General features: G+C 52.1%; 27 protein-coding genes. 5 read left to right on the forward strand and 22 right to left on the reverse strand.

Annotation, left to right across the window (positions count from 1 at the left end; all coding sequences use genetic code 11):
• Window positions 1–29 precede the first annotated feature (29 nt).
• The 5 genes from ACFVSO_RS03005 to ACFVSO_RS03025 form a co-directional block, all read right to left on the reverse strand.
• Window positions 30–1,139 (reverse strand): threonine aldolase family protein, encoded by a 1,110-nt coding sequence (locus tag ACFVSO_RS03005; RefSeq protein WP_387469941.1) that lies wholly within the window; start codon window positions 1,137–1,139, stop codon window positions 30–32.
• 73 nt (window positions 1,140–1,212) lie between these two features.
• Entirely contained in the window at window positions 1,213–1,608 is a 396-nt protein-coding gene (locus tag ACFVSO_RS03010) for a ribosomal maturation YjgA family protein (RefSeq protein ID WP_387469943.1), read from the reverse strand.
• Between the two features lie 119 nt (window positions 1,609–1,727).
• Window positions 1,728–2,462: a class I SAM-dependent methyltransferase gene (locus tag ACFVSO_RS03015; protein ID WP_387469945.1), complete on the reverse strand. Its 735-nt coding sequence runs from the start codon at window positions 2,460–2,462 to the stop codon at window positions 1,728–1,730.
• Between the two features lie 118 nt (window positions 2,463–2,580).
• Window positions 2,581–3,168 (reverse strand): GNAT family N-acetyltransferase, encoded by a 588-nt coding sequence (locus ACFVSO_RS03020; protein WP_387469947.1) that lies wholly within the window; start codon window positions 3,166–3,168, stop codon window positions 2,581–2,583.
• Window positions 3,169–3,531: 363 nt separating this feature from the next.
• Window positions 3,532–7,008 (reverse strand): choice-of-anchor I family protein, encoded by a 3,477-nt coding sequence (locus ACFVSO_RS03025; RefSeq protein ID WP_387469949.1) that lies wholly within the window; start codon window positions 7,006–7,008, stop codon window positions 3,532–3,534.
• 196 nt (window positions 7,009–7,204) lie between these two features.
• Between ACFVSO_RS03025 and ACFVSO_RS03030 the strand changes: the two genes are divergently transcribed.
• Window positions 7,205–7,705 carry a DUF2062 domain-containing protein gene (locus ACFVSO_RS03030; RefSeq protein WP_387469951.1) on the forward strand — a complete coding sequence of 167 codons (501 nt, stop codon included), beginning with the start codon at window positions 7,205–7,207 and terminating at the stop codon, window positions 7,703–7,705.
• 15 nt (window positions 7,706–7,720) lie between these two features.
• Here ACFVSO_RS03030 and ACFVSO_RS03035 read toward each other — a convergent pair whose 3' ends face one another.
• From ACFVSO_RS03035 to ACFVSO_RS03050, 4 genes are all read right to left on the reverse strand, one after another.
• Window positions 7,721–8,287 carry a dihydrofolate reductase family protein gene (locus ACFVSO_RS03035; protein ID WP_387469953.1) on the reverse strand — a complete coding sequence of 189 codons (567 nt, stop codon included), beginning with the start codon at window positions 8,285–8,287 and terminating at the stop codon, window positions 7,721–7,723.
• On the reverse strand, window positions 8,277–8,840 hold the full coding sequence (locus tag ACFVSO_RS03040) for a dihydrofolate reductase family protein (RefSeq protein ID WP_387469954.1): 564 nt from the start codon (window positions 8,838–8,840) through the stop codon (window positions 8,277–8,279). The genes ACFVSO_RS03035 and ACFVSO_RS03040 overlap by 11 nt, the downstream gene beginning before the upstream one ends.
• A gap of 239 nt (window positions 8,841–9,079) precedes the next feature.
• The gene (locus ACFVSO_RS03045) at window positions 9,080–9,625 is read right to left on the reverse strand and encodes a DUF6199 family natural product biosynthesis protein (protein WP_387469956.1); all 546 of its coding nucleotides are present in this window, start codon (window positions 9,623–9,625) and stop codon (window positions 9,080–9,082) included.
• An 88-nt stretch (window positions 9,626–9,713) separates the two neighbouring features.
• A complete protein-coding gene (locus tag ACFVSO_RS03050; RefSeq protein WP_387469958.1) occupies window positions 9,714–10,052 on the reverse strand; it encodes a VOC family protein in 339 nt (112 codons plus the stop codon).
• A 249-nt stretch (window positions 10,053–10,301) separates the two neighbouring features.
• On the opposite strand from ACFVSO_RS03050, the gene ACFVSO_RS03055 reads away from it, so the two are divergent.
• On the forward strand, window positions 10,302–11,087 hold the full coding sequence (locus ACFVSO_RS03055) for a carbohydrate-binding protein (RefSeq protein ID WP_387469960.1): 786 nt from the start codon (window positions 10,302–10,304) through the stop codon (window positions 11,085–11,087).
• 100 nt (window positions 11,088–11,187) lie between these two features.
• Here the strand turns inward: ACFVSO_RS03055 and ACFVSO_RS03060 are convergent, their stop codons facing one another.
• From ACFVSO_RS03060 to aroC, 7 genes are all read right to left on the reverse strand, one after another.
• On the reverse strand, window positions 11,188–11,937 hold the full coding sequence (locus ACFVSO_RS03060; protein ID WP_387469962.1) for an N-acetylmuramoyl-L-alanine amidase family protein: 750 nt from the start codon (window positions 11,935–11,937) through the stop codon (window positions 11,188–11,190).
• Window positions 11,924–13,162, reverse strand: a complete 1,239-nt coding sequence (locus ACFVSO_RS03065) for a CapA family protein (protein ID WP_387469964.1) — start codon at window positions 13,160–13,162, stop codon at window positions 11,924–11,926. The genes ACFVSO_RS03060 and ACFVSO_RS03065 overlap by 14 nt, the downstream gene beginning before the upstream one ends.
• Window positions 13,159–13,926, reverse strand: a complete 768-nt coding sequence (locus tag ACFVSO_RS03070; protein ID WP_387469966.1) for a M15 family metallopeptidase — start codon at window positions 13,924–13,926, stop codon at window positions 13,159–13,161. The genes ACFVSO_RS03065 and ACFVSO_RS03070 overlap by 4 nt, the downstream gene beginning before the upstream one ends.
• Before the next feature lie 151 nt (window positions 13,927–14,077).
• Window positions 14,078–14,857 carry a hypothetical protein gene (locus ACFVSO_RS03075; protein ID WP_387469968.1) on the reverse strand — a complete coding sequence of 260 codons (780 nt, stop codon included), beginning with the start codon at window positions 14,855–14,857 and terminating at the stop codon, window positions 14,078–14,080.
• A complete protein-coding gene (locus tag ACFVSO_RS03080) occupies window positions 14,854–16,293 on the reverse strand; it encodes a sensor histidine kinase (protein WP_387469970.1) in 1,440 nt (479 codons plus the stop codon). The genes ACFVSO_RS03075 and ACFVSO_RS03080 overlap by 4 nt, the downstream gene beginning before the upstream one ends.
• Before the next feature lie 3 nt (window positions 16,294–16,296).
• A complete protein-coding gene (locus ACFVSO_RS03085; protein ID WP_387469972.1) occupies window positions 16,297–16,953 on the reverse strand; it encodes a response regulator transcription factor in 657 nt (218 codons plus the stop codon).
• Window positions 16,954–17,168: 215 nt separating this feature from the next.
• Window positions 17,169–18,224, reverse strand: coding sequence for a chorismate synthase (gene aroC, locus ACFVSO_RS03090; protein ID WP_387469974.1), 1,056 nt, complete (start codon window positions 18,222–18,224; stop codon window positions 17,169–17,171).
• Window positions 18,225–18,404: 180 nt separating this feature from the next.
• Here aroC and ACFVSO_RS03095 point away from each other — a divergent pair, with 180 nt between their 5' ends.
• A complete protein-coding gene (locus ACFVSO_RS03095; protein ID WP_387469976.1) occupies window positions 18,405–19,022 on the forward strand; it encodes an NUDIX hydrolase in 618 nt (205 codons plus the stop codon).
• A gap of 54 nt (window positions 19,023–19,076) precedes the next feature.
• Here ACFVSO_RS03095 and ACFVSO_RS03100 read toward each other — a convergent pair whose 3' ends face one another.
• Both ACFVSO_RS03100 and ACFVSO_RS03105 read right to left on the reverse strand, forming a co-directional pair.
• Window positions 19,077–19,523 (reverse strand): YdeI/OmpD-associated family protein, encoded by a 447-nt coding sequence (locus ACFVSO_RS03100; protein WP_387469978.1) that lies wholly within the window; start codon window positions 19,521–19,523, stop codon window positions 19,077–19,079.
• A 140-nt stretch (window positions 19,524–19,663) separates the two neighbouring features.
• The gene (locus ACFVSO_RS03105; RefSeq protein WP_387469980.1) at window positions 19,664–20,059 is read right to left on the reverse strand and encodes a winged helix-turn-helix transcriptional regulator; all 396 of its coding nucleotides are present in this window, start codon (window positions 20,057–20,059) and stop codon (window positions 19,664–19,666) included.
• 142 nt (window positions 20,060–20,201) lie between these two features.
• Between ACFVSO_RS03105 and ACFVSO_RS03110 the strand changes: the two genes are divergently transcribed.
• On the forward strand, window positions 20,202–21,413 hold the full coding sequence (locus tag ACFVSO_RS03110; RefSeq protein ID WP_387469982.1) for an MFS transporter: 1,212 nt from the start codon (window positions 20,202–20,204) through the stop codon (window positions 21,411–21,413).
• A gap of 63 nt (window positions 21,414–21,476) precedes the next feature.
• The gene (locus ACFVSO_RS03115; protein ID WP_387469984.1) at window positions 21,477–22,319 is read left to right on the forward strand and encodes an aldo/keto reductase; all 843 of its coding nucleotides are present in this window, start codon (window positions 21,477–21,479) and stop codon (window positions 22,317–22,319) included.
• Between the two features lie 260 nt (window positions 22,320–22,579).
• Here ACFVSO_RS03115 and ACFVSO_RS03120 read toward each other — a convergent pair whose 3' ends face one another.
• Genes ACFVSO_RS03120 through ACFVSO_RS03135 form a run of 4 tightly spaced genes read right to left on the reverse strand, consistent with a single transcriptional unit; the run spans window position 22,580 to window position 26,024 of the window.
• Complete coding sequence (locus tag ACFVSO_RS03120; protein ID WP_387469986.1) at window positions 22,580–23,143, reverse strand: hypothetical protein; 564 nt, start codon at window positions 23,141–23,143, stop codon at window positions 22,580–22,582.
• A gap of 40 nt (window positions 23,144–23,183) precedes the next feature.
• Entirely contained in the window at window positions 23,184–24,161 is a 978-nt protein-coding gene (locus tag ACFVSO_RS03125; RefSeq protein WP_387469988.1) for an ABC transporter ATP-binding protein, read from the reverse strand.
• Window positions 24,158–25,153 (reverse strand): ABC transporter ATP-binding protein, encoded by a 996-nt coding sequence (locus ACFVSO_RS03130; RefSeq protein WP_387469990.1) that lies wholly within the window; start codon window positions 25,151–25,153, stop codon window positions 24,158–24,160. Before ACFVSO_RS03130 ends, ACFVSO_RS03125 begins: the two co-directional genes overlap by 4 nt.
• Window positions 25,154–25,178: 25 nt before the next feature.
• Window positions 25,179–26,024: an ABC transporter permease gene (locus tag ACFVSO_RS03135; RefSeq protein WP_387469992.1), complete on the reverse strand. Its 846-nt coding sequence runs from the start codon at window positions 26,022–26,024 to the stop codon at window positions 25,179–25,181.
• Window positions 26,025–26,029: the final 5 nt, after the last annotated feature.

Consider the following 26,029-nt stretch of genomic DNA (forward strand, 5'->3'; position numbering starts at 1 on the left):
CAAGCTTGCTGTTAAGCATCTCCTTGGCCTTATTCTAGACTTCCGCTTTCTTCAGCCTTAAACGCTTCATTCAATACTCCGAAGGCTTCCTCCAGCTTAGCCTTCGGGACATCGGCATAGCGATCGCCAATGCTCACTTCGAAATAAATGCCGCCTGCCTTATGCTCCCGTATCGTGCTGCACAAGCCAATTCCAGTCTCCTGCGCTACACGGATAAAGGCGGCTTCCAGCTGTGTCTTCTGCAAGTTCGAATGGACATGGAACATGTTCGACACAGGCACCTCCGGCCTTACACAAAGCGCGCCGCATGTGCGATAGTATCCCGCAAGCTCAACAGCATCCCGGTAATATTGCGCCATGCGCGGCAGCCGCTGCTCCATATAATAATCCGCGGCGACAATATACGGATATAAGCTGATCAAATCGCCGCCATGCCTTCTCTTCCATACTTTAGACTGCTGGACAAAGCTTCTCTCTCCCGCCAGCACAGCACCCGCGATCCCGCCAATTCCTTTGTAGACCGAGATATAGACACTGTCAAACAACGCGCATACTTCCTCAGCAGACTTGCCATAGTAAGGCAGCACTTCAAGCAGCCGGGCTCCGTCCAGATGAAGCAAGATGCCTCTTTGCCTGCAATAAGCCGACATCGCTTCAAGCTCCTCATATTCCGGCAGTTGGCCGCCAATCTCCCGCTGCGGAAGCTCCAGCAGCACGACCGATACATCTTCGGGCAGCTCCTTAAGATCGCGAAGCAGGACTGGACGATTCTCGTCCGCCAGCAGAATCGGCTCCAGATGATGAAGCTCCTTCAGCCCGTCCTCTTCATGAATCTCCAGATGGCTTAACGGATGGTATGCGATCTTCTTTGAGCCCTTCTCATCGCTCCATAGCCGCAGAGCGATCTGCTGCGCCATCGTCCCGCTCGGAAAAAACACCGCCGCTTCCTTCCCTAATAGCTTGGCCATCTTATCCTGGAAATGCTCGATTACCTTGCCCGAGCCATACATATCTCCATTTAGCGAGTCGTCTATATTCGCGAATGCTTCTTTCAACACCTGCGCATTCCGCTTGCCGTGTCCAATGAGTGGGTAGGTTGATTCATTATAGGCCGTGAGCAACGTTATTGTCTTCTCCATTAAGCTGTCCTTCTTTCGCATGATATGTATGTATGATAGCAACGCAGCCCGTCATGCGCAAACTTCACCCTTATCATTTAGCCTGACTGGAGCGGACCAATCGATCCGCAGCATACACGATCAGAATGCCAATCACGTATCTGATTAAATCGACGAACAAAAAACCTCTGCCTAATACAAGTCCGCCAAGCTTCGTCTCCCTGACGGCATGAATCCAATCAGCCTGATACAACTGACTGATCTCAATGGCGAAGCAGAAGCCAATACTGCATGCCACCGCCCACCCCAGCCTTTTATGCGCACCTATGACACGAAATCCGCTATAGATCATAGCCGCCCACAACGCATCGCCGGCATGCAGCGCCACAAATTCCGGCATATAGCCTGCCCATGTCCTTGTAGCAAGTCCGGCAGCAAGCATAAGCACAGTCACACCGACGTAGATCAACCTGTCTTTACTATGACTCACGAGTATCCCCCTTCAAACCTAGAATAGCAGATACTTCCTCTCCCGCCACCCAGCCAGGCAAGGAGCATAGAATGCCAAAAGACCGCGCATCACGCGGCCTTCTCATTATTCCAACTTTTCTATGCCTTCACTGCCGCAATGAGCAGAAAAATCGGCCGGCGGGCCTCATCCTTCATCTCGGGATACTGCAGCAGCGCCGCCTCAGTCGGCTTCGGCTCCGCGACCTTCGTAATGGCAAATCCGGCTTCAATCAGATTATTCATAAATGTCGCAACTGTCCGGTGGTACTTCATGACATCATGGCCCAAAAACCGGGCTTCTCTCAGTCCCTCTTCCTGATAATCGTCAAGCGGCCAGTGCAGCCTCTGCCCCTCCGGACCATAATGCCAATCCTGCTCTGCCCGAGCTGTAAAGACGGGATGCTCTACGGAGAAGACGAATGCTCCGCCCAGCGCCAAGCTTTGATAGACCTTGCGGCAAGTCAGCTCGATCGACTCCACATAATGAAGCGCAAGCGAGCTCAGAATGACGTCGAATTGCCCTTCTTCAAAGTCGAAATCCTCAATGGCCAGCCGGCGATACTCAATATGCGGATCGTCGGTCATCTCCCTGGCACGCGCCAGCATATTGTCGGACAGGTCGACGCCAACTACGCTCTCTGCTCCCATCTCTCTAGCATAGCGGCAATGCCAGCCATATCCGCAGCCGAGGTCGAGCACCCTTTTACCTTCAAGATCGGGCAGCATTCCCCGAAGTACAGGCCATTCCCCTGCCGCTTCCAATCCGCCTACCGAACGCGCCATCTGACTATATTGGTCAAAGAAACCTTGATCATCGTATTTGTTCTGTTTCATCCGTGGCGATCCTCTCTATTCTTCCAAATTCAATTCCAATAGCCCATGCTTACTTTATCATTAATCGCGCCATATAGAGCGGGTATTAATCGGTTTAAAAAGAAAAATCGGCCTATTCTTATACAAACTCCGCTCCGCGTACCTTCGCATAGATGCGCGTATGGCTTAACTTGCCGTAGACATCGCATTTCTCATTGCGAAGCGTGCCCTCCAGTGTAAATCCGAGCCGTTCCGCAACACGAATGCTTCTCTCATTGCTCGCATCAATACGGATTTCAATCCGGTTGGCCTGCAGCTCTTGAATCGCAAATTCCGTAATGCGCTCTACCGCTTCCGTCATATAGCCTTGCCCGCTATGCGGTGTATTCAACCAATAGCCAATCTCGAACTTCCGCGCTTGCCAGTCAATCCGGTGCAGACCGCTGCTCCCGATGAATTGCCCGGTCTCTTTATGAATCACATACATTCTAAGATCGGACCGCTCCAGATAATGAATTCGGCCTTGCCGTGAGATGACTTCCGATTGCTCCTCCGTCGGCACATTCCGCGCCCAAGGCATCCATGGACGCAGCTCGTCGATGCTGGCTTGCACAGCTGCGTTGACCAGAGGGCCATCATCAAGCAGCGGCGCCCGTATAATGAGCCGTTCGCTCTCGAACCGTTCAGGAATGGAGATTAGAATAGGATTCGTCGATTTCATATCCATGGATAAGCCTCCCTGTTGCAAGAATTCCAACTACTATATCGCATGTGCTGATGGCTTTCAAGATGAAATGGATAGAACTTTTAATGGCGAAATACCAAACTGCGCAAGAAATGTTCTTCCGATCGCTGTTGTATCCAGATTCCCCTATTGAAGGCCCAAAGGTAGGAATCCGGATACAAAGGCGCACGCTTCGCTTCTCCAGAACATTCCTTGCTCCGTTTTGTCTCGGCCATGGCCATATCGTAAAAGAATGACAACCAAAAGCACAAAATGGCGATGCCAGGAATTGATCCTGGGCACCGCCACTCGTTATTACCGCTATTTTGCTAAATGAAGAAATCCGTTGAAGCGGAATAATCTACTCTATTCCTTCACGAAGAACGATACGATCTTAGCAATCTCCGCTCTGGTAATGGTCGCCTTCGGATTCAGCTCGCCGTTCGCATTGCCCTCCAGCACGCCCGCTTGCGTCAGCGCCTTGACGGCTTCCACGGCCCATGCCGATACATCTGCTTCATCGGTGTAAGGCGCGCTTGATCCCGCCTGGCTGTCAAGCTTATCCTTCAGCGCACGATACAGCAGGACGAATGCTTCCTCACGCGTAATCTCACTGCCCGGGCGGAAGGTTCCATCCGGGAATCCAGAGATGATGCCCGCCGCGCTCAAGCTGCGTACATCTGCGCTGTACCAAGCTTGCTCTGGTACATCATCGAATGCTGCCTCCGCCTGGTCCGGCTTAAGACCCAGCAACCTGTTCAGAACAGCCGCATATTCCGCTCTTGTCATCTTCTGATCGGGCTGGAAGCTGCCATCCGGCTTGCCGAGCAGGATGCCTGCCTTCGCCAGCTTGCCGATCACATTCTTCGCCCAGTGCCCGTTCACATCGTTGAAGACAGGCGTCTCTGGCGTAGGCTCAGGAGTTGGCTCCGGCTTCTCCGGCTCTGGCGTTGGTTCCGGTGTCGGCTCCGGGCTTGGCGTGCTTCCGCCGCCGCTTGAAGTTACCGTCACGACTGCTTCCGCGCTGCCGTATCCGTCAGCGCTGATGGCTGTAATGACCGCTTTGCCTGCGCGAAGCGGACGGACTGTGCCGCTCGCATCCACCTTCGCTACCGACTCATCGGAGCTGGACCATGTGACGCTTGCTTCTCCCTCTGCCATCGGCAACACCTCGGCAGCCAGCTTAACCGAAGCGCCTCCCGCCATTAACGATGCAGTCTTGCGATCCAGCGTAACCTTGGTGACCTCCAGTTGGTATACACCTACCTTGCCGCCAACTTCGTATGCGACAAGCAGAAGCGGCAATCCAGTCGGGCTAATCGTGGCGGGGATAAATTCCAGTCCTTCCGGCCCGGTATCCGTATCCAGGTTCACCTTGCCGCTCTCATTCAGAAATACGCGGGAATTCGTATAGTTCACGAAAGACGGCGCATGCGGATCGGTCACATCATACGTCATGAAGCCGCCGACACGCTCCAGACCGATAAAGGCCATCACTCTATTGCCGACGATACCTGTCTTAATATCCTCCGGCTCAGGTCCTTTTTTCGTGCTGCGATCGTCCATTGTAATTTTGCTGTTGCTGACATTGAAGAAATCGGGATATCTCTGGCCGGTGATCGTTTCAAAATCGCTGCCGCTGTCATACACCAGCTCCATCGTGTCCGCATTAAAAATCGAGAAGGAACGTCCGCCATACAGATAGATGCCATCATGTCCCATATCCGATACGACTTCGACACTGTCATATTTGCTTGTGCCGTTCAGGAATTTGTAGGCGTCGGAATCCGGGTTCAGTGAGCCCTTCATCGCTCCGATTGTGCTGGCGTTCGTGCGGCCCGGCCACTCTGTTGCATCGCCCTCATTTGCGGTGAACAGATACGTCTGGCCGTTGATGGTGTGGGAAGCGATTCCGTCCGGCATATAGATGCCCTGGAATGGAGCATTCTCCAGCAGAATCGCGCCATCGCGCTGCAGATCCAGCGCATTGGCTGCATCGCTGAAATCTTTGAAGCCCAATCCTTTCACCGCATCCACTTTTTTGCCCGCAATATCAATAACCGCAATTGCATTGTTTTCTTGAAGAGCTACATACGCTTTCTTGTTGTCTTTGGACAACGCGATATATTCCGGCTCCAGATCGCGGTATGCGTCTTCCTTCGTACCTTTGCTCTTGATGCGGCCGTCAGCAGGATCTGCTGCACCGCGAATGTGTACCAGATCATCGATGACCGACGGATCACTGAAGTACACTTGCGTCGATTGTCCCGTCTTCGTATCCACAATCGTAACGCTGCCCGGAGGATCTTCCGTGCCCAGACGCGGCTCTGCTTCATCTGCCGTCAGCACATAACGGCCGTCCGGCGTCGACTTGATCATATCTGGCTGTATACCTGCCGCATATTCTGCGATCAGCTTGCCGTCATAGTCCAAGGCAAGAATTTTTCCTTTCTTATTCGGGTCCGCTTCCTGTACGGCGACGTAGATTCGCTTGTTCGCCGTATTAATATCAACGCTCGTCAAATCCCCGAATGCAAAACCGTTCTTCTCAGCCAGCTCTTTCACCAGTACGCTCTTCTCCTTTTGAAGAGTGCCGGTTGCATCGCCCAGATTGACAATATCCAGACTTGGCGGGTTCGCAGCGCCATTAACCAGATAGAAGCGTCCATTGTCGCTGTTGAACTTGACGATTTCGGCTACACCGCCATCCGCATTGAATTGCCCCACGGCATATTCACCGATTTTGGAGATACCAATTTGGTCCTCCACGACAGCCTGATACGCCTGAACATTCAGCGCCAGCTCCTTCGTTGCTACAGAGGCTGGTGTCCCGCTATCCTTAACAGTTACGGTCACCGCATAGCTGCCGGTTGCCGCCGCTGTGCCGCTAATGACACCCTCTGTCGTAATGGTCAGACCCTCTGGCAGTCCAGTAGCTTCATATTCGTAAGGAGCTGCTCCGCCCACCGCTTTAACCGTTACAGAATAGGGCTGACCAGCATAGGCCACAGGAAGAGAAGCGGTCTCCCATACAAGCGGATCAGGCATATTCGCCCAGTCGCCATCGGAGCCATCACGCGGACTAATGGCCGCCAGCTCTGCACCGACCGCCGTCTCATAGTCGACTTGCTTGAAATCCGCTTTGTTGTTGTCCGAATCCTTGAATTCCACGCGGCGCACCGCTTTTTTCTTGGAGGTTCCTTCTGTGGAGCCTGTCGGATAATCCGTCTCGTAGCCGTCAATCGTGCTTCCCTTGTCATTGCTCGCTGTGCCCAGCATATCTACGTAACCTTCAGGCTTCGACTGATACGGATTGATATCGCGTACATCATCAAGCGGCAGCTGGTTGCTCATCAACACAACCTTCAGCCCTTTATTGTTAAGATAACGATCCCACTCCAGGTCGCCCTTGTCCGACAAATCTAGCTTCGGACTTGCGGAGCCGGTTGGTTTGCCTTTTACCAAATAAGACGATTTCGCTTTAATGACGCCCCTCAGATCAAGCTTCTGCCAGCCCAGCGTCGGTCCTGTCTGCGCATTGCTCCCGCGATCCGCATAATGAAGCGACCAGCCGGACAGATCGATATCTTGCTCAGTCGGGTTAAACAATTCAATGAAGCCATGCGACACAAGCACGCCTGCATCCTCTGCAAGGCCCGCTCCATATACCTGATTAATAATGACATGGGGCACTTCCGCATTATAGCGGTTGCCTGCTTCATAAGGCGTGCCCGGGGTAAGGCCAGCGTCAGGCTCTGCCGCCGCAACTCCCGCCATGATAGAGCCGACTGTCATCTGCGCAGCTAGCGCGAAGGTCAACACTCTCTTCGTCGTCTTGTTCACTCTTCAATCACTCCTAGCTATCGTTGTTATTCATAGTCTAAGGAGCAACTATTTGTCCATTGTTATCGATTGAGTTAAACTATTGTAAAGCCGTTAACAAAACGTTAATCAAATATGAAAACCCGTATACGTTAGGCCTCCTCTTCTGCTACACTACTACTAATATTCCACATCTTGTCTGCAAGGAGCCACCCATGTGCTGCATAAGCTAAAAACATACTTGACCTATTACGGCATACGCATGCTACGCATTAAAAAAGGCGATCATCGGATCGCCATTGGATTTGCAATCGGCTTCTTCCATTGCTGGTTCCCTACCTTCGGCATCGGTTTGCCGTTGTCGATTGCAATGGCACGTCTGGTACGGGGCAATATGCCTTCAGCGATATTAGCGTCATCGCTCGGTTCCGTTCTGTGGCCGTTATTATTCTATATGAACTACTGGACAGGCCATCTCGTGACCGAGCTGTTCACTTCGCCATCATTCGACCTGGACGACGTGATCAATGAACAGATGCCGGAGCCCGATTATGTAGAGACGATCGGTCATTTCAAGGATGTTAGTGATATCGGTCTGGACTTTCTAATTGGATCGATCATAAACAGCATCCTGTCTACGATTATTTTATATGCGGTATGCCGGCTGCTCGTGAGAAAGTACCGCGTTCCGCTGCTCAACCTGCTTCGACGCAAATAAGCAGCTCCCGCGCAGCTATCGTGTATACCGGAGTCTCACGACACCAGAGCAAAAGACTTGCGTATCTGTCAATTGCAGCTTCTTGGGTGCCGCAAGCACCGGAAACATCCGCTTGCCTCCTCCCAAAATAACCGGAAATACATACAGGTGAATTTCGTCGATCAAGTCAAGCTCCATAAAGGAGGCTGCCAGTCCCGGACCGCCCACCGACAGGTTCTTGCCTGGCTCCTCCTTCAACCTCGCAACTTCTTCAGCTATATCCTCGCTCGCCAGTGTTGCATTCCAGTCCACTTCCTTAAGCGTCCGCGAAAACACGACCTTCCTCATATCGAGCCATAGACGAGCATAGGCCAGCTCTTCCTTGGAAGCCTTCGGATTGTCCCGTGCCGACGGCCAATAACCAGACATATTTTCATACAATCCGCGACCGTACAGATGGATATCTATGTCCTTCTCTTGCTGGTTGAAATGCTCGTGCAGCTCTCCGTCCGGCATCGACCAGCCAATATCGCCATCCGGACCTTCGATATAACCGTCCAGCGAGACCGACAGCGCATATATAATGGCTCTGTTATGATCCATCCCGGTCACCCCCAATGATGCGGTAGCGCAGCAGCACATTGCCTGAGAGATAGCTCTCTGTGTGGACCAACTGCAAAGGGACCTGTGGGTGGATATTCCGGAATAACGGGATGCCATGGCCAAGAATGATCGGCACAACCGTTAATTGCATTTCATCGACCAGTCCTGCACGGAGCAAGGATGATGCCAGCAACCCGCTCCCAAGCACCGCCATGTCTTGTCCCGCTTCCCTCTTCAGCCGCTTGATCTCTTCGCATGCATCGTGTGATACCAGCCGGGTATGCCGCCAATTCGCCGAAACCAGCCTTTTGGAGAAAACAATCTTCTCTCGCTCATTCATGACCGAAGCCAGCTCATGCTTTGCCGTTGGCCAGAAAGCCGCCATTAGCTCATACGTCACCCGTCCGAAGAGAAGCAGGTCAACGGATTGCAGAAATAAGCCCGCATAGGCCACATAATCCTCATCCGCACGATGCCAGTCGATCTCTCCTTCCGGTCCCGCAAAATACCCATCCAGCGATACCATCTCTTGTACAATCAATTTTCTCAACATGCATGACTCCCTTCCTCTGCTCAAAGTTATGGTTAGCTCCATTATAGAGGAGCCGCCTTGCGCATACTTCTTCTTGATTGCGGAATTGTCTCCTTACTTCCGGATTACCGGCACCCACAGATCAACCGCTATCGGAAGCGTGACAGCGTGCATATCGCAGCATGTTTTCAGCAAACCATGCAACATCAATCATAAAACCTCCGGGCGCGCCTGCAGTGGCATGCTCGGAGGTTTTATGATTAATCCCAATTTATAATGTTTGTTCTAATCCACGACTCAAGCTCCGTGCTCTCGATCCGGTACGCATGGTTCACGTCACTTGGATGAAGCTCAATTCCGCCGGAAGGTCCGAACAGAATCAGCTTCACCTCTTCGCCGTCCTGAAATGTCATGACCCCTGAACCCGAGTAGCCGTAACTCGTGCCAAGATCGAACCGTGTAAGCGCCGCTTCCTTCATCATCCTGACAAGCATATCCCGTTCCTCAGCCGTGATGCTTATTCGATTATAGTCAAAAGATATATTCGTCACTTCACCCGCCTCAATCCGCTCCTGGAACTGCTTCTCCCACTTCGTACTGACAAATCCGGACGAACAGCTTGATACAATAAGGATGATGCCAACAATGACGCCAATCACACCCGTGATCCGGTGCATAGCAAGAGCCGCATCGCTAGGCTCGGCATCCTTGAACTTCCAGCCGACCGATATATACCAGACAGACTGGGGAGATACAGCTGATATGACGCCAAATATAATCAAAATAAATCCGAACAATCCATTCATGTCAGAATCTCCTTTGCCCTAGCGCATTGCTTTTCTTACGCATAAGGACAGGGAAATGTTCCAGCATTTTCTCTTCTCTTTCCTATTATTATGCCATCACCTCAACGGTGAAGCCTCCTGGAGCCTCCACATAGAACGTCCATGCATGTGCTCTTTCGGGCGGATCGGCGCTGAAGCCGTCATCGATTAGCCGCTTATAGATTTCATTCACCTTCTCCTCGCTCTCCTGGCTAAACCCGATATGAAACGTAGAGGGGTACTTCACTTCTTTCCCTTTCATTAGCGTCAGTACCATTCCATTATCGTCAAACAAAGCCGCGAAGGACCGCCCGCGCTCCCCTCCAAGCTTAAGCCCAAAATAGGTTATCAAAAAGTCTTTTGCCGCTCCTACATCCGTAACCGTAAGATTAAGGTGATTCAGCTTCATCCGATCCACTCCTTTGGCATCATCATTTGCTTTCTACTTTATTATCGTACATTGATGCAAATGATAAGCTTCGAGTGAAACAGAGTGATAATCCGGCGAAAACACCGTCACGCATAATTAGCCTTTTGGAGAAGCCCGCCCCTCTATCTCAAACGTGACAGATTTGTATCCCCGCTATACTAAGTGCAAATCTGCAAGCATATAGTTATATCGCTATACCACAAAATCCATTTTTGGGAGGAATTGTTCATGCGCAAAAAAATGACAAAAATGACCGCATCATGGCTTGCACTTGCTCTGCTTATGGTTTCGCTAATCGCCCCGGCTGCAGGCGCACAATCCGGCGCTCCGCTTCAAGTATCCGCACAAGGTACAGCCTGGGGAATCGGCACAAGTTTTGAAACCGCTATCATAGATTTGCGCATTACGAACCTATATGTGGACCCGGCCAGAAACAATACGATTTCCCCGTGGGTGCTTCAATTCGATTTCAACGGCAACATTGAATCCGTTGCAGGAGCGGTCATTACAGCAAGGGATGGAAATCGCTATACGTTAAAGGGTGACACGGACACGGATATCTACTACGGTGAAACACTGGAGCTGCGCATCACAACTACGCTGAATGGTTCCTCATCGGCTTCCTTCCAGAACCTGACGCTTAAGCCCGAATCAATCGCGGCTCCTTGGCGTTGGCTCGGCACGTATAATGTCAATGACATTGTGGAGTATAACGGCATCTTTTACAAAGCGATTCAGGCCCATACCGCTTACGCGACGAATTGGACCCCTGATCAGACGCCAGCGTTATGGCAGCCGGTAAGCGTCGAATCCTACTCTTATTCCACATCTGTCGATGTCGAGCTGAACATCATCGAATCTTGGACATTGGGAGGCACTTATACGGCGGGTCAAGTTGTCTTCCATGATGGCTCGTTCTACAGCTGCGTGCAATCCCATACCGCCTATGCCCCGAACTGGTATCCTGGTCCGCAAACGGCAAGCCTGTGGAAGAAGGTCTCGCTGCCCATTTAACAATCGGATAGAGTAATAAGCAGTGCATCGCACAAAAAGAGACAGGTCGTCGGGATACGGCCTGTCTCTTCTATATCAATAATATAATGATTGCTACAACTTATTTTTGCTTGCCTTCAAAATAATCCTTCAATCCGTCGACGATCGATTGCGCAACGCGGTTCTGCCAAGCATCGTCAAGCATATTGGCCTCTTCCTGCGGGTTGGTCATAAACCCGACCTCGAGCAGTACTGAGGGCCGCTCGCTACCGACGAGGACTCGCCACTGCTCCTGCTTCACGCCCCGGTCAGGGAAGCCCGTTGCCCCGACCAGCTTGTCATGAATCGCGTTCGCGAGCGGGATGCTGATTAACGAGTCGTAATACGTCTCGGTCCCTTTAATGCTTGGGTCTGTATACGTATTGCCATGAATGGAGAGAAACGCATCCGCCTCCAGCTCATTCGAATAAGCCGAGCGTTCATCCAGCTCCAGGAACGTATCGTCATTCCGCGTCATGTAAGGATCGAACTTAGGGTCCTGCTGAAGCAAGGCGTATACCTTCTTGGCGAGCGCCAAGGTGTAATCCTTCTCCTCCGCTCCGCTTACCCCGTTCGCGCCGGGGTCCTTGCCGCCATGACCCGCATCGATCACGATCGTATATCCGCCCCTGTTGCCCGCAATCGTCACCTCGCCTCCATCACTCGCCGGCGGCGCTAATGCTGGATCTACAACAAGCTTGCCTGGAGAATTAAAATCATATTGATTCAAGAAGATCGCAATAAGTGCAAGGATACCGAGAAGAAGAAATAGATTGCGAAACCTTGGCTTTTTGCGATAGGCCGGATTTGGTCTCGTATTAGGATTCATCATTCTGTTCGCTCACATCCATCTGTGACATCGTGTCCTGATAAGAACGTTCCATTCTTGCTTTGAACGCATCTGACAGTTCAAGGCTGTTGCTATAATCCTCAGCAGGTAGAATCCGGTAAGCAAAGGTCTGTTGTCCCGGCTCCATATCCCGGTACACCCATGTCGGTACATAATCGACCTTATGGATTTCCGTTGCCCCTGTCTGCTTGTCCTTGCGGATCTCGAATTGAACAATGACGCCGTCTTCCGTGAAGACATTGTCCAGCGTCTCCTGACGCTGATTGGAGATAAAGTTGCCCATCGAGTAAACGACGAATGTCTTGCGGTCTCCGCTCTGCAGCCATTCGGACTTCTGTATGACATGAGGATGACTGCCCAGTATAATATCTACGCCGAAACTCGACAAGCGTTGCGCCAGATTAACCTGCCCGCTTGACGGCTCGCGCTCATATTCGTTACCCCAATGCAGCGAAGCAAGGATAAGGTCAGCCCCTTGCTCCTTTACGTAAGCAATATCCTCCTGAATCTTCGCCTCATCTACCTTATTCATCATCGCATCCAGCTCCTCCGCGGTCAGCAAACTCTCCAAGCCGTTCAAGCTCTCGGTATAAGACAGAAATGCGAGCTTGATTCCCTTCACTTCTTTGAGCAGCACTCTTGTATCGGGACGGCTTGCATAGGTGCCAACCGTGGCGAGACCGCGGCTCTGAATCGTCTCCAGCGTCCGGATGACACCCTTCTTCCCCGTATCCAAGCTGTGGTTATTGGCAGTCGTCAAGATATCAAAGCCTGCCTCCTTAAGCGCATCCACCGCTTCATCCGGCGAGTTGAACCGGGGATAGCCTTGATGCTTGTACGGATCAGTACCAGCGGTCGTCGTCTCGAAATTGGCGATAGCGATATCCGCCGCCTCGATGATCGGCTTCACTTGTTCAAAGACCGGCTTAAAATCGTAGCCGCCCGTTGCCAATCTTGCGCTTTCCAGCTGGGCATTGTGAAACATCACGTCGCCCACAGCCGCCAGTTGAATAGACTCGTACGCCCCCTCCTCGTTCACCACCGGCACAGATGGTTCGGACGGTTCAGAAGCCCCCAATCCGCTCGCACCCTCCGTCCTCAAATGCTGCAGCCAGCTAGCAGCTCCGATCGCAATGCCGATCACGACTACAGCCGCGATCCCCCTAATCAGCCATTTTCTCTTCCCGTTCCCTCTCCTGCTCCTCATGGCGCCTTGTTCCCATTAGTATATTCTTCATACGTCAGCCCGCTGTCGAATACTTTCGTTGCAAGCTCGACGCCCAAGTACCGGATATGCCACGGCTCGTAGATATAACCCGTTATGCCCTCTTGACCTTTGGGATACCGGATGATAAAGCCATACTGATGAGCATGCTCTGCCAGCCATCGACCCTCATCCGTCTCTCCGAATTCCTCCGTCAATCCCTTGGACACGCTGTCACTTGTCACATCCATCGCAAGCCCCGTCTGATGCTCGCTCTGTCCGGCCCTCGCGCTATAGCGGTTAGCCGCCGCTTCTCCTTCCCTGCTTACATAATCGGCGAACAAGGCTTGCTGCGTCTCGTACGAACGATAGCCCGACCGGGCATACAGCTTGTACCCTTCCTTCTCCGCGCCGGCGAACAGTTCCTTCAGCGCCTCCGCCGCTTCCTTCCGAAGTTGATTCACTTCTGCATTCTGCAAGACGGTCGGCACTTCAATCGCAACCAAGTCGTCTGGCGCATAAGAACCCTCCAAGGGATGCGACTTGTTCACCAGCGCCGCAAGAGCAGGATCGGCCGTTGTTTCTTCTTCCTCACCTTGCGAACCGGAAGGATTGCCGCTGGTGACCGGTTCAACCTGGGACGAGCCTCCCGCCTTCGTCCCGCTCGCCCCGCCCTGCGCCTCATCCGAGCAAGCGGCTGTCATGGTGATGGAGAGAGCCATAACAGCCGTCCATACTGCCATATACGTCCATCTTTTTTTCCTCATATCGGGTACTCCCTTTCGTCTTTCGATGTTGACATGCTGTTAGTGTAACGGAGCCAAATATGAGAAGTGAGATCAACTTGTAATGGAGTTGTAAAATTTGCGGGCAGAATCGAAAAAAGAGACCATCCAGAGTCTCTTTCTTCCCATCATCCTATTGCTTATATTTTTCCTCGTACAAATAAGACGCCTTCACCTTATTCATCAAAAATTGCAGTACGGTCATCATATCCTTGTAAAACCCAATGCCTTTACCTGTATAAGCATTCAGCAATACGCTGAGCACCACCTCGTCGCTGCCCTTTTTCATATAATAAAACTCGACGCTTCCGCGATAATAGAAAGTATCTCCAAGCTCCAGGTCGCTGAGCTTGTATTCTCCGATCCCCTCCACAAACGCATGGGCGTGGCTCTCAAGTTCTTCACGCGAAAGCTCCTTCTGCTTAACCATACTGAGATCATTCACCTTCGATAATCCCAGCACTTCCCCGTCCTTCGCATTAATGACGACGCCGTATACATCCGAGGAATCATAAATGTTCAAGACGTTGGCCATATAGACCCCGCTCGCCACTTTCTTCAAGGGCTCCTTGTATTCCACCAGAAATTCGCGGTCCATCTTAACGTTCAGGGTGGCATCGGCAAGCAGCGACTTGATGCCTTGCTGATCCATGAAGTACATCTCGAACATAATATCGTCGAGCGACAGATTATGCTCAAAATACTTGTTCACCGCATTCATGCTAAGCGTCTTGACCGTCTCTTCGGATAATACGCCATTGTATTCCACTTCTTCGCCCGGCTTCTGCTCGGGAATCTTTTTCACCATAACCGTATCCTTCGGTATGCCTGTATAGAAGGCCGCACAGCCGGACAGTGCCATACTCGCCAGAGTGAGGCTCACGGCCAGCGCCACATATTTTACGATTCTCACGGCTTCACCTCGCTCCCTTCCTGAGGCTGCGGAAAGACGATCCGAATCGCCGTGCCCGCTTGAACCTCGCTGTCCACTTCGATCTCCGCATGATGAATACTCGCTATGCTTCGGCATATGGACAATCCCAGTCCCGCGCCGTTATTATTGCGCGTCCTGGCCTTGTCGGCCATATAGAAAGGCTCGAATATCTTATCGAGATGCTCCCGCGGGATGCCGCTTCCCTCATCCGCAACTTCCAGCACACAGCTGCCGCTGCGCTCCAGCGTGCGAATGACCACCTTGCTCCCCTCTCCTGAAGCCTTAACGGCATTGTCCACGAGATTGAAGATAACGATCTTGATCAGATCCTTCTCCAGCGGAAGCCGGCAATCCTCGCATTCCAGCTCAAGCTGTATCCCCTTAGGGGCTACAATAGGCTTGAGCGAAGGCTCCAGCTCTGTCACAATATCCTTCAAATTATCCGGCTTCATCTGGAACTGATGATCCTTCAGCAGAATCAAGTCCATCAGCTTGGTCGCCAGCGCCTCAAGCCGCTTGCCCTCACTATAGATGGCGTTCAGGCCTTCGAGGAACGTTGTTTCGTCATATTTGGTCGATCGCATATAATTGGCGTATCCGATGATCGAGGTCAGCGGCGTCTTCAGCTCATGCGTAATGTTGTTAATGAACCGCTGCTTCTCACCGTTATTGCGCTCCAGTTCGTTAATCTTATCCTCGACGACCGCAGCCATCTCGTTGAAGTTCGTCGCCAGCACGCCGATCTCGTCCCTGGATTTCAACTGAACCCGTTCCGAGAAATCACCTTGCGCAATCTCCTTCGCTGTACGGACCATCGTCTCGATCGGCTTGGTAAGACCTTTGCTGATGAAGAACATGACGATAATATAGATCAAGCACGCTACAATATCCATTTGCGCAAAAAACGTGTATTGATCCATCCGCTCGGTGTAGAGCGGAGTCACGTCCTTGATATACGTGAAGATATAGCTCTTCTGGTTAATATCCATTACATTTGCCGTGAAGAGCAGCGTACGCTCGCCGATATCCCGCAATATATATTTGATCTCGCCCGGCTCCAGCTCCTTGCGCTCCTCGCGCGCAGCGGGCATCGAAAAGTCCAGGTTGCTGAATACGGTCTTGTCCTTGTCATCGGCAATCTCCAGATAGCTGCCCTGATCGCTGCTTCGCCTCACGAACTCATTCGCGATATTCGTAAGAACAGTCTTCTCATAATCAATGGAATCATAAATGCGCAGAATCGGCACAACTGCATTCACGCTGGAATTAATACTCATATTGGCGCTTAGCGTATTGTTAATCTCCTGCTGAAGCATCTTGCTATGATTGCGCTCAATGACCATGATGGATGCCGCATTAAATATGATGACGAAGGTCAGAATGGAGAACAGGCATATTTTTTGCCAAAATTTCATCCGCTAATCCTCCAGCCTGTACCCGATTTTATAGATCGTCTTGATTTGATCCTGCAGGTTCAGCTTCTTTCTGAGCGACTTGATATGCATGTCCACCGTCCGGGTCTCTCCATAGAAGTCGCCGCCCCATACTTTCTCAATGAACTGTTCCCGGGACAGGGCGATATTTTTATTTTTGAGCAAAACAAGAAGAAGATCGAATTCCTTGGGGGTCAGCTCGACAACTTCCTTGCGGACCGTCACTTCCCGCTTGTCCACGTGGACGTCAATATCCTGAAACGTGAGGATGGCCTCCTCCTTGCCGTATCGCCGAAGCACCGTCTCCATCCGAGCCAGCAGCTCGATCGCTTCGAACGGCTTGACCATATAATCATCCGCTCCCAGCTTCAGGCCATTCACCTTGTCGAAAACGGCGTTTTTGGCGGTAAGGAAAATAACCGGGATGTTCATTGGCCTAATCTTCTCCATCAGCTCGAAACCGTCCATCCGCGGAATCATGACATCCAGCAGGATGAGATCGAATCGGCCTCCCCTCACCCTCTCCAGCGCCTCTACCCCGTCATAGACCTGTTCCGTCTCATAGCCGACAAGCGTTAGATTCATCTTAATAATATTGGATATATGAATATCGTCCTCGACGATCAGAATGCTTTTCTTCATCTCGGTTCCTCCCCGCTCCTTCCATCCGAGCCGGCTATCCCTATTGTATAGGAGCAGCGGCACCGGCTGGTGCATCAATTTCTTCCACTCTTCCTCTCAACATAGCATAGTTGGAGGAGCTGGGGAAAGTCCACCGGGAATGCAGGCACAGCAAAAAGCCCGGCAGCGGCTTCTCGAAGAAGCGCTGTCGGACTCCGGCTTGAATCATTAAGATATTACCCGTGTAATGCTGCTTGTCTCTTGTAATGGTCTTCCAGAACGAGACTGGCCATCGCTTCAACAACAGGAATAATTCTCGGACAGATGCAAGGATCATGTCTGCCCTCCGTACGAATCTCCCGCTCCTCGCCCTCTTTGTTGATCGTCCGCTGAGGAGACGAAATCGACGAAGTCGGTTTGACTGCTACCCGGAAGATGATCTCTTCGCCTGTGCTGATGCCGCCAACGATGCCCCCTGCGTGGTTCGTCAGGAATCCGTTCTTGTCCATCGCATCGTTATGCTCGCTGCCCTGCATGGATGCCGCTGCGAAGCCCTCGCCGAACTCTATGCCTTTTACCGCTCCAATGGAAAGCATCGCCTTCGCCAGCTCAGCATCCAGCTTGTCAAAGGTAGGTTCGCCAATACCAGGCGCTACCCCTCTGATCCGGCATTCCACGATACCGCCGCAGCTATCGCCGATTGCCGATAGCGCTTCGATCTTCTCCACCATCTTCACAGCCGCTTCCGGATCGCAAGCCCGTACAGGATTCTTCTCAATAATGCTCTCGTCAAAAGTCTGGCACTTGATGTCGCCAACTTGAGTCGTATAAGCGACGATCGATACCCCTCTGCCTTCCAGCGACTTTCGGGCAATAGCCCCTCCGGCAACCCTGCCTGCCGTCTCTCGGCCTGACGCTCGGCCGCTGCCGCGGTAATCCCGGTGTCCGTACTTCTGATCGTACGTAAAATCGGCATGCCCAGGGCGGTACAGCAGCTTAATATCGCTGTAAGCCTCCGGTCTCATATCCGTGTTCTGCAATTGAATGCTGAGCGGAGCTCCTGTCGTCTTGCCTTCGAATACACCGGACAAGATACGGATCGTGTCGTATTCCTTCCGCGGAGTGGTAACAGAGGACTGACCCGGCTTTCTGCGGTCCATCTGCACCTGAATATAAGCCTCATCTATTTCCATTCCCGGCGTTACTCCGTCGACAATGACACCGACCGCTACGCCATGGGATTCGCCAAACGTCGTAATTTTGAACCGTTCTCCGAATGTGCTTCCCGCCATAGTGATTCACCTCGTTAAATTATTTTCCTGTTCTTATTGTAGTCAAAGATTTGCAATTAATGAAATCACAATTTCCTATAGCAGCTATAGATTCAATCTATAACACCATGGACTGGCAACTTTTCCAAATGGATGAGCGTTTAATTGGTATTCAATGAATAGAGGAGGAGCCATCAAACCATGGAAATCAAATGGCTGGAATGGGCGAAGCAAATTCAAGGCATTGCGCAAACAGGACTTACTTATTCAAAGGATATCTATGACATCGAACGTTATGAACAATTACGACAGCTTAGCATCGACATCTTATCTAGCTATACGGATACGGGGACGGATAAAATCAAGCTCACCTTCGCCAGCGATACGGGTTATGCGACACCTAAGGTCGATGTTCGGGCTGTTGTATTCCGGGATGAGCAAATCCTGCTCGTCCGCGAAAAGCTCGACGGAGCCTGGGCGCTGCCAGGCGGCTGGGCCGATATCGGGCTTTCCCCCTCTGAGGTAGCGGTCAAAGAGGCTGCAGAGGAGTCCGGCTACCTCGTCAAGCCGCTCCGGCTGCTCGCCGTACTCGATAAGAAGTTTCACGAGCATCCGCCTGAGCCTTACCATGTCTACAAGCTGTTTATCCTATGCGAGATTGTCGGCGGCGAAGCGCTAAGCGGCATAGAGACAAGCGAGGTTGCGTTCTTCGGCATCGACGAATTGCCTGAGCTGTCGCAGGAGCGGAACACGGAGGCGCAAGTTAAGTCCATGTTCCAATACTTGATCAACCCCGATCAAGAGATCGTTCTGGATTGAACCTACGCGCTCGATAGCCGATTCGCCATTCAGCAATCTACTCATGTGCGCGCATCAGACATTGCCCTCTTTCAGCGATTCCACCGCTTTGCGAATGCGGCGCTCGCGCGTCTCCGCGGTCTTCGCCTGACCGATCTGGTACACGATCCGATTCTTGTTGCTATAGCTTAGTCCAGCAAAAAAAGCAGCCGCCGCTTCCTCCTGAGCAAGCGCCGCCGCAAGATCGTCAGGGACTACAATCTCTCTGGTCTCCGTATCCAGTGACAGCTCCACCTCCACTTGATCGCCAGCTGCAACTCCTGCGCCCTGACGATTCTCCGCGCTAAGCGGCAGCATGAATTTGCCGCCCATTACGGCAACCGTGCTGCGATACGAATAACCGCCGATCGTCACGACAACGGGCGGTTTCTTCCCTTTTCCCAGAGACTCTACAACCTCACCCGGTATCTCGAAGCCGGTCGCCGTCTTGCTTCCCAATATGATCTCCGTCTTGAACCTCATCAAGCATTCTCCTCCCATAACTTGTACATATCTCTTGCCGCTTTATCCAAAAATAACGACAGCATCCTAACCGAAACGCCGGAAGCTGCGGCATCACTCTCTATTGCCGTTCTTATGCGCTTGGATCGCCGTTCTGCTCTCTACCCGTTCGGCTTGTCTTTATTGTTCAAAATATTATCCTCCAGAACGGCAAACTTGTCGCCGTATTCCCGGATAATATGGAGTTCTCCCCAATTGCACAAGGCATCCAGTATGGAGCGAAGGCTGTTGCCGTATTCGCTAAGCTCATATTCAACCTTGGGAGGCACCTGATTATAGACGATCCGGTTCACGATTCCGTCATCCTCCAGCTCCCTAAGCTGCTGTGTCAGCATCTTCTGCGTAATGCCGGGCATAAGGCGCTTCAAGTCGCTTGTCCGTTTCTTGCCATATGTAAGATGGCACAGGATGACGCACTTCCACTTGCCGCCAATGACCTCCAGCGTCGCTTCGACCGAGATGTTGTATTTTTTCTTAAGTACCGCTTCTTTGGCCATTCTTTCTCCTCCTTGCCATATGCTATGGGTACTTTTCAGTGCCTATATCACTTGAAAGTACGTACTGTTCATTTTGATCTGTGTCATTGATAATAGCACTTACCGGCCGGATATCACAATATGACAGAGTAGGAGTGGACCCATGACAACAGAGAAAAAAAGAAGCACCCTGGCGCTGCTCGCTTTGGCTGTCAGCGCCTTTGCAATCGGAACAACCGAGTTTATCAGCGTGGGACTGCTTCCGCTCATTGCCGATGACCTTCATATATCCGTCACCACCGCTGGGCTGACCGTGACACTATATGCGCTGGGCGTTATGTTCGGAGCACCGGTGCTTACGTCCATGACCTCTCAGGTGCCCCGGAGGACGCTGCTCTTCTGGATTATGATCGTATTTATCGCGGGGAATATACTCGCCGCCACCGCAGGTAGTGTGGCTGTCCTGCTTACTGCGCGCATCATATCGGCATTAGCGCACGGCGTCTTCATGTCAATCGGCTCCACGATCGCCGCGGACCTCGTGCCGGAGAATCGCCGGGCCAGCGCAATCTCCATTATGTTCTCAGGCTTGACCGTCGCCACTGTAACGGGCGTGCCGCTAGGCACCTTCATCGGTCAGCAGCTTGGCTGGCGTGCGGCCTTTGTCGCGATTGTCGCGGTAGGCGTGATCGCTTTGCTGGCGAATATGCTGCTTGTCCCATCCAATCTTCGGAAGGGAGCCAAGGTGCGGCTCGGCGACCAATGGAAGCTCGTAACGAACGGACGGCTGCTGCTTGCCTTCTCCATTACGGCTTTAGGCTACGGCGGCACGTTTGTCGTCTTTACCTATTTATCCCCGTTGCTTCACGATATAACCGGATTCAGTGAACGGTCCGTAGCCGTTATCCTCTTGCTCTACGGAATCGCTATTGCCATCGGCAATGTCATCGGAGGCAAAGCCGCCAACCGCAAGCCGACCCAAGCGCTATTTTACATGTTCGCGATTCAGGCGGTGGTTCTAGTTATACTGACGTTTACCGCACCGTTTAAAATCGCTGGACTAATCACCATATTCTTTATGGGCTTGTTCGCCTTTATGAACGTTCCGGGGCTGCAAGTCTACGTCGTCATGCTCGCTGAGCGCTTCGCGCCCGAAGGGAAGGATGTGGCTTCCGCGGTCAATATTGCGGCCTTCAACGCCGGCATTGCACTCGGCGCTTACCTCGGCGGTGTTATCACCGATACCATTGGCCTCATCCACACAACCTGGATCGGAGCCATTATGGTAGGAGCCGCCGTCTTGCTGACGGGCTGGGCTCGTATTCTGGACACACGGGACCAGGCGTCAGCGCCCGCTTCTCAAAGAGTCGCTTAATTAGCAGCACTCATCGTCTATACATTCACTTCAACTCATACAACTTACTGGAGGAATAGGATCATGATAAAACATTTGCAGGATACGGTAGCATTGCACAATGGCGTCAACATGCCTGGGTTCGGACTTGGTGTATTTAAGGTAGAGGAAGGACCAACTGTCGTTCAAGCGGTGAAGGCCGCAATCGCGCACGGCTATCGGAGTATCGATACAGCCGCCATCTACGGCAACGAACAGACCGTAGGTCAAGGCATTCGCGAAGCATTAGCGGAGAACAACTTGACGAGAGACGATATCTTCGTGACATCTAAAGTGTGGAATGCAGATCTGGGATATGATGCTACCCTGGCCGCTTACGAGACAAGCCTCCAGAAGCTGGGACTCGACTATCTTGATCTCTACCTCATCCACTGGCCCGTGCAAGGAAAATATAAAGACGCATGGCGCGCGCTGGAGAACTTGTATGAAGCCGGCAAGGTAAAGGCAATCGGCGTCAGCAACTTCCAGATCCATCACCTACAAGATGTATTGGCTGATGCGAAGATCAAGCCGATGGTCAATCAAGTGGAGCTTCATCCGCGCCTCACGCAGAAGGAGCTGCTGCACTTCACGAGAGAGCATGGGATTCAACTGGAGGCGTGGTCGCCGCTGATGCAAGGCGAACTGCTCGATAACGAGGTATTGACCGAGATCGGGGCGAAATACGGCAAGTCCGTCGCACAAGTGATTCTGCGCTGGGATGTGCAGCACGGCATCGTCACGATTCCGAAATCGATTAAGGAGCATCGCATTATCGAGAATGCCTCCATCTTCGACTTCGAGCTGAGCCCGGAAGACATGACGCGCATAGATGGGCTGAATCAGAATCACCGTGTCGGTCCAGACCCAGACGATTTTGATTTCTAATGCGAATCATTTTTTAATCATCCAAAGTTCTATGAAAGACGCCACTCCTTGCCGGGAGTGGCGTCCTTGTCATATGCTTCATCATCCGGCACAATACTGCATGTTGCGCTTACGCCGCCCGCTTCTTACGTCCATTAACAGAATCTCCGATGTAACATAAAGAGGGTCGCAACGGGCCATACCGACCATCGCAACCCTCTATCCTATAATCATCTCTGTTAACTATGCATACATATGATTTATCGTTTGTTTCGTTCGCCTCAAGCTCCTAATGAACTCAAGTACGACTCAAGCTCCGAGCGGATCACAAGCGTCAATTGCCTAGACTTAGCAGCATCGTTGCCCGGAGCCTCTGATGAAGCAGAAGCTTCCTTTAGCACAGCTGCGGATTCATCACCCGCTAACAAGACTTCCCTGTCCAGCACTACACTACCTTCTAGAAAAGCCCAGTTGCCAGCTATCGTAGCGTTCAGCAGCTGCAGCTGCCCCTCGCTCAGCTTCACCTGCTCAATCAAACCAGGCGATGCCGTGAAGTCCACTCCCGCCTCCAGACCGAACCGTTCTTTCAGCCAAAGCTGTACGCCGCCGGGTGTACTAAACTTGATCCGGTATCCGAATCGGATGGCGTCTTCCAACCGTTCGTTATGTTCATGGGCATAGGATACAAATTCATCATAGCTGTAATATTGCGCCTCAGCCACCTGCAAGGAAGTAGTGTCGCCTGTAACAGCACAACTCAGCAGTTCCTCTTCAGAAACGCCAAATCGGCGTGCACGCTCTAGCAGAATTGCGGTCTGCTGCGATAGTTTTACACGGTTGCTCATCCTAGTCCCTCCTTCTACTCTTTCTTATCCTTAGGTCCAATCAATGATGCAAATGACAAGCCGCAAAATGTCCGGGGGCAATTTCGAGCAATTCCGGCTCCTCTTCGCCACAACGCCGAAACGCAAATGGACAACGCGTCCGAAACTTGCAGCCAACGCCGGATTCCATCGGACTTGGCAGCTCGCCCTGCAGTAGCCGATCAGCCGCAAATGGCACCCTTGGGTCAGGTACTGGAATAGCGGCCAGAAGCGCTTGCGTATAGGGATGCGCAGGACGGGCATACAATTCCTCACTAGTCGCGACTTCCACCAGCTTACCCAAATACATGACACCGATGCGATTCGAAATATGACGCACCATCGATAGATCATGCGCGATGAACAAATACGTCAAGCCAAGCTCGTCCTGCAAATCCTCCAGCATATTCACAACCTGAGCCTGCACTGACACATCAAGTGCCGAGATTGGCTCGTCGCATAGTACAAATTGCGGATTGGAAGCAATGGCTCTTGCGATACTGATGCGCTGTCTCTGGCCGCCACTGAATTCATGCGGATACCTTTCCATATGCTCTTGCTTCAGCCCCACTTTGCCAAGCAGTTCGACTACCCGGTTACGGCGCTCCGAGCGGCTAAGGTCAAGATGGATTTCCATCGGCTCGCTAACGAGCTGAAGCACATTCATCCCGGGATTCAACGAGGAATAAGGGTCCTGGAAGATCGCCTGCATCTTCTTGCGATAAGGCTTCAGTTGCTTCTCGCTCATAGCAGCCAGATCGACTCCATGATATCGGATTTCCCCGTCGGTAATATCGAACAGACGAATGACACTGCGTCCCGTCGTCGACTTGCCGCAGCCTGACTCCCCCACCAGACCAAAAGTCTCGCCGCTGTCGATATGGAAGCTGACGTCATCGACCGCTTTAAGCACTTTCGTCGTTTTGCCGAAGAGCGACTTCTCTATCGGGAAATGCTTCCTCAATCCGCGAACCTCTATTAAAGGTGTATTGCCGCTCATGCCATCCCCTCCGATCGCTCGCATAGCTTACCTGCCGAGTGCCAGCACATCGAGCGATGGCCTGGCTTTGATTCAAAGTAAGGCGGCAACAAGAGGCACTGATCCGTCGCTTTTGAACATCTTTCCATGAATGGACAGCCTGATGGAGGATTCAACAAATTCGGCGGCGTGCCGTCTATCGGAACGAGCCGCTCACGCTTGCCTTCCCGCGGTTTTGGAATAGAGCGGATAAGCCCTTGCGTATAGGGATGCTGCGGCGACTCGAATATATCCTCTACTCTTCCCTCTTCCATAATCAGACCGCCGTACATAACCATAACACGCGAGCACACTTGCGCTACAACGCCGAGATCATGCGTAATGAGCAGCACGGAGGTGCCTGTTGTACGGCACAGCTTCTTCATTAGCTCCAGAATTTGTGCCTGGATCGTCACATCAAGCGCTGTGGTCGGCTCGTCGGCAATGAGCAGCTCCGGGTTGCAGGAAAGGGCCATCGCAATCATGACACGCTGCCGCATTCCGCCGCTGAATTCATGAGGATACTGGTCTATTCTGGTCTCTGGCGAAGGAATACCTACTTCTTCAAGCCACTTGATCGCTTGGCGGCGTGCTTCCGACTTACTCAGCTTTTGATGGCGACGCAGCACCTCGGTCAACTGGGAACCAATCGTAAGCACCGGATTGAGCGAGGTCATCGGGTCCTGGAAGATCATAGCGATCCGATTGCCCCGTATCGTCCTCAGCTTCGCCCCAGACATCCGGGTTACGTCGTCTCCGCGCAACTTCACTTCACCGCCAACGATCTGACCGTAGGGCGGCATAAGCCGGATAAGCGATTTCGCCGTTACGCTCTTGCCGCTTCCCGATTCCCCTACTATGCCGACCATCTCCCCTTCACCGATCGAGAAGCTGACGCCTCGCACAGCCCGAACCTCGCCGTCTCGGGTAAAGAACGAGGTGCGCAAATGATGAACAGACAACAACTCAGCCATGCTCCTCACTCCTCTCGTTCATCGTTTATTGCCGGTTCGCTTTCGGCTCGAATGCGGCGCGGAATACGTCACCCAAGTAATTGAAACATAATACCGTCATCAAAATAAGCAATCCTGGGAATAAAGCCAGCGTCGGATGATCCCCGATATGGCCCTTGGCATTGTTCAGCATGCTTCCCCAGGATGCATGCGGCGGGTTAATACCCAGCCCCAGGAAGCTCAAAGCAGACTCCATCATAATCACTCCCGCTATATTAACCGTGGCGGCAACGATAATGGTCGGAACGATGCTTGGTATGATATGCCTTGTAATAATTCGGAACGCGCTTTGGCCCGAAACCCGGGCATACAACACATACTCCCGTTCCTTCACCGATATCGTCTCCGCTCTCACAATCCGCGAGATGGACATCCAGCTGAGCAGCCCAATCATCAGTACAATCGTTACGATATTCGGCCTCATATAAGCATTCAGAATGAGCATCAGGAAGAAAGTCGGTACCGACATCCCGATATCGACGCTCCGCATGAGCAAGCTATCCGTTTTGCCGCCGAAATAACCACTGATCGCCCCTACTGTCGTCCCGATCACAAGCGATACCAGCATAGCAAGCACGCCAACACTAAGTGACACTCTAGCGCCATACAAGGCACGCGCGAAGTAATCGCGCCCGTTGTCATCCGTTCCGAACCAATGGTCCGCACTTGGCGGCAGCAGCCGCTTGTCCAAATGAATCGTGTTGGGATCATGTGCCGCCAGCGGCGCGGCCAATGCAACCACTATAAGTATCGCAAGTACAATCAACGCGATCAAAGCCGACTTCTGCTCCAGAAGCTGCTTCGTAAGAAGGCGCCATCTCATCCGGTTCATCCTGT

It is taken from the genome of Paenibacillus sp. NPDC057967, from assembly GCF_042887015.1.
GTDB lineage: Bacteria > Bacillota > Bacilli > Paenibacillales > Paenibacillaceae > Pristimantibacillus.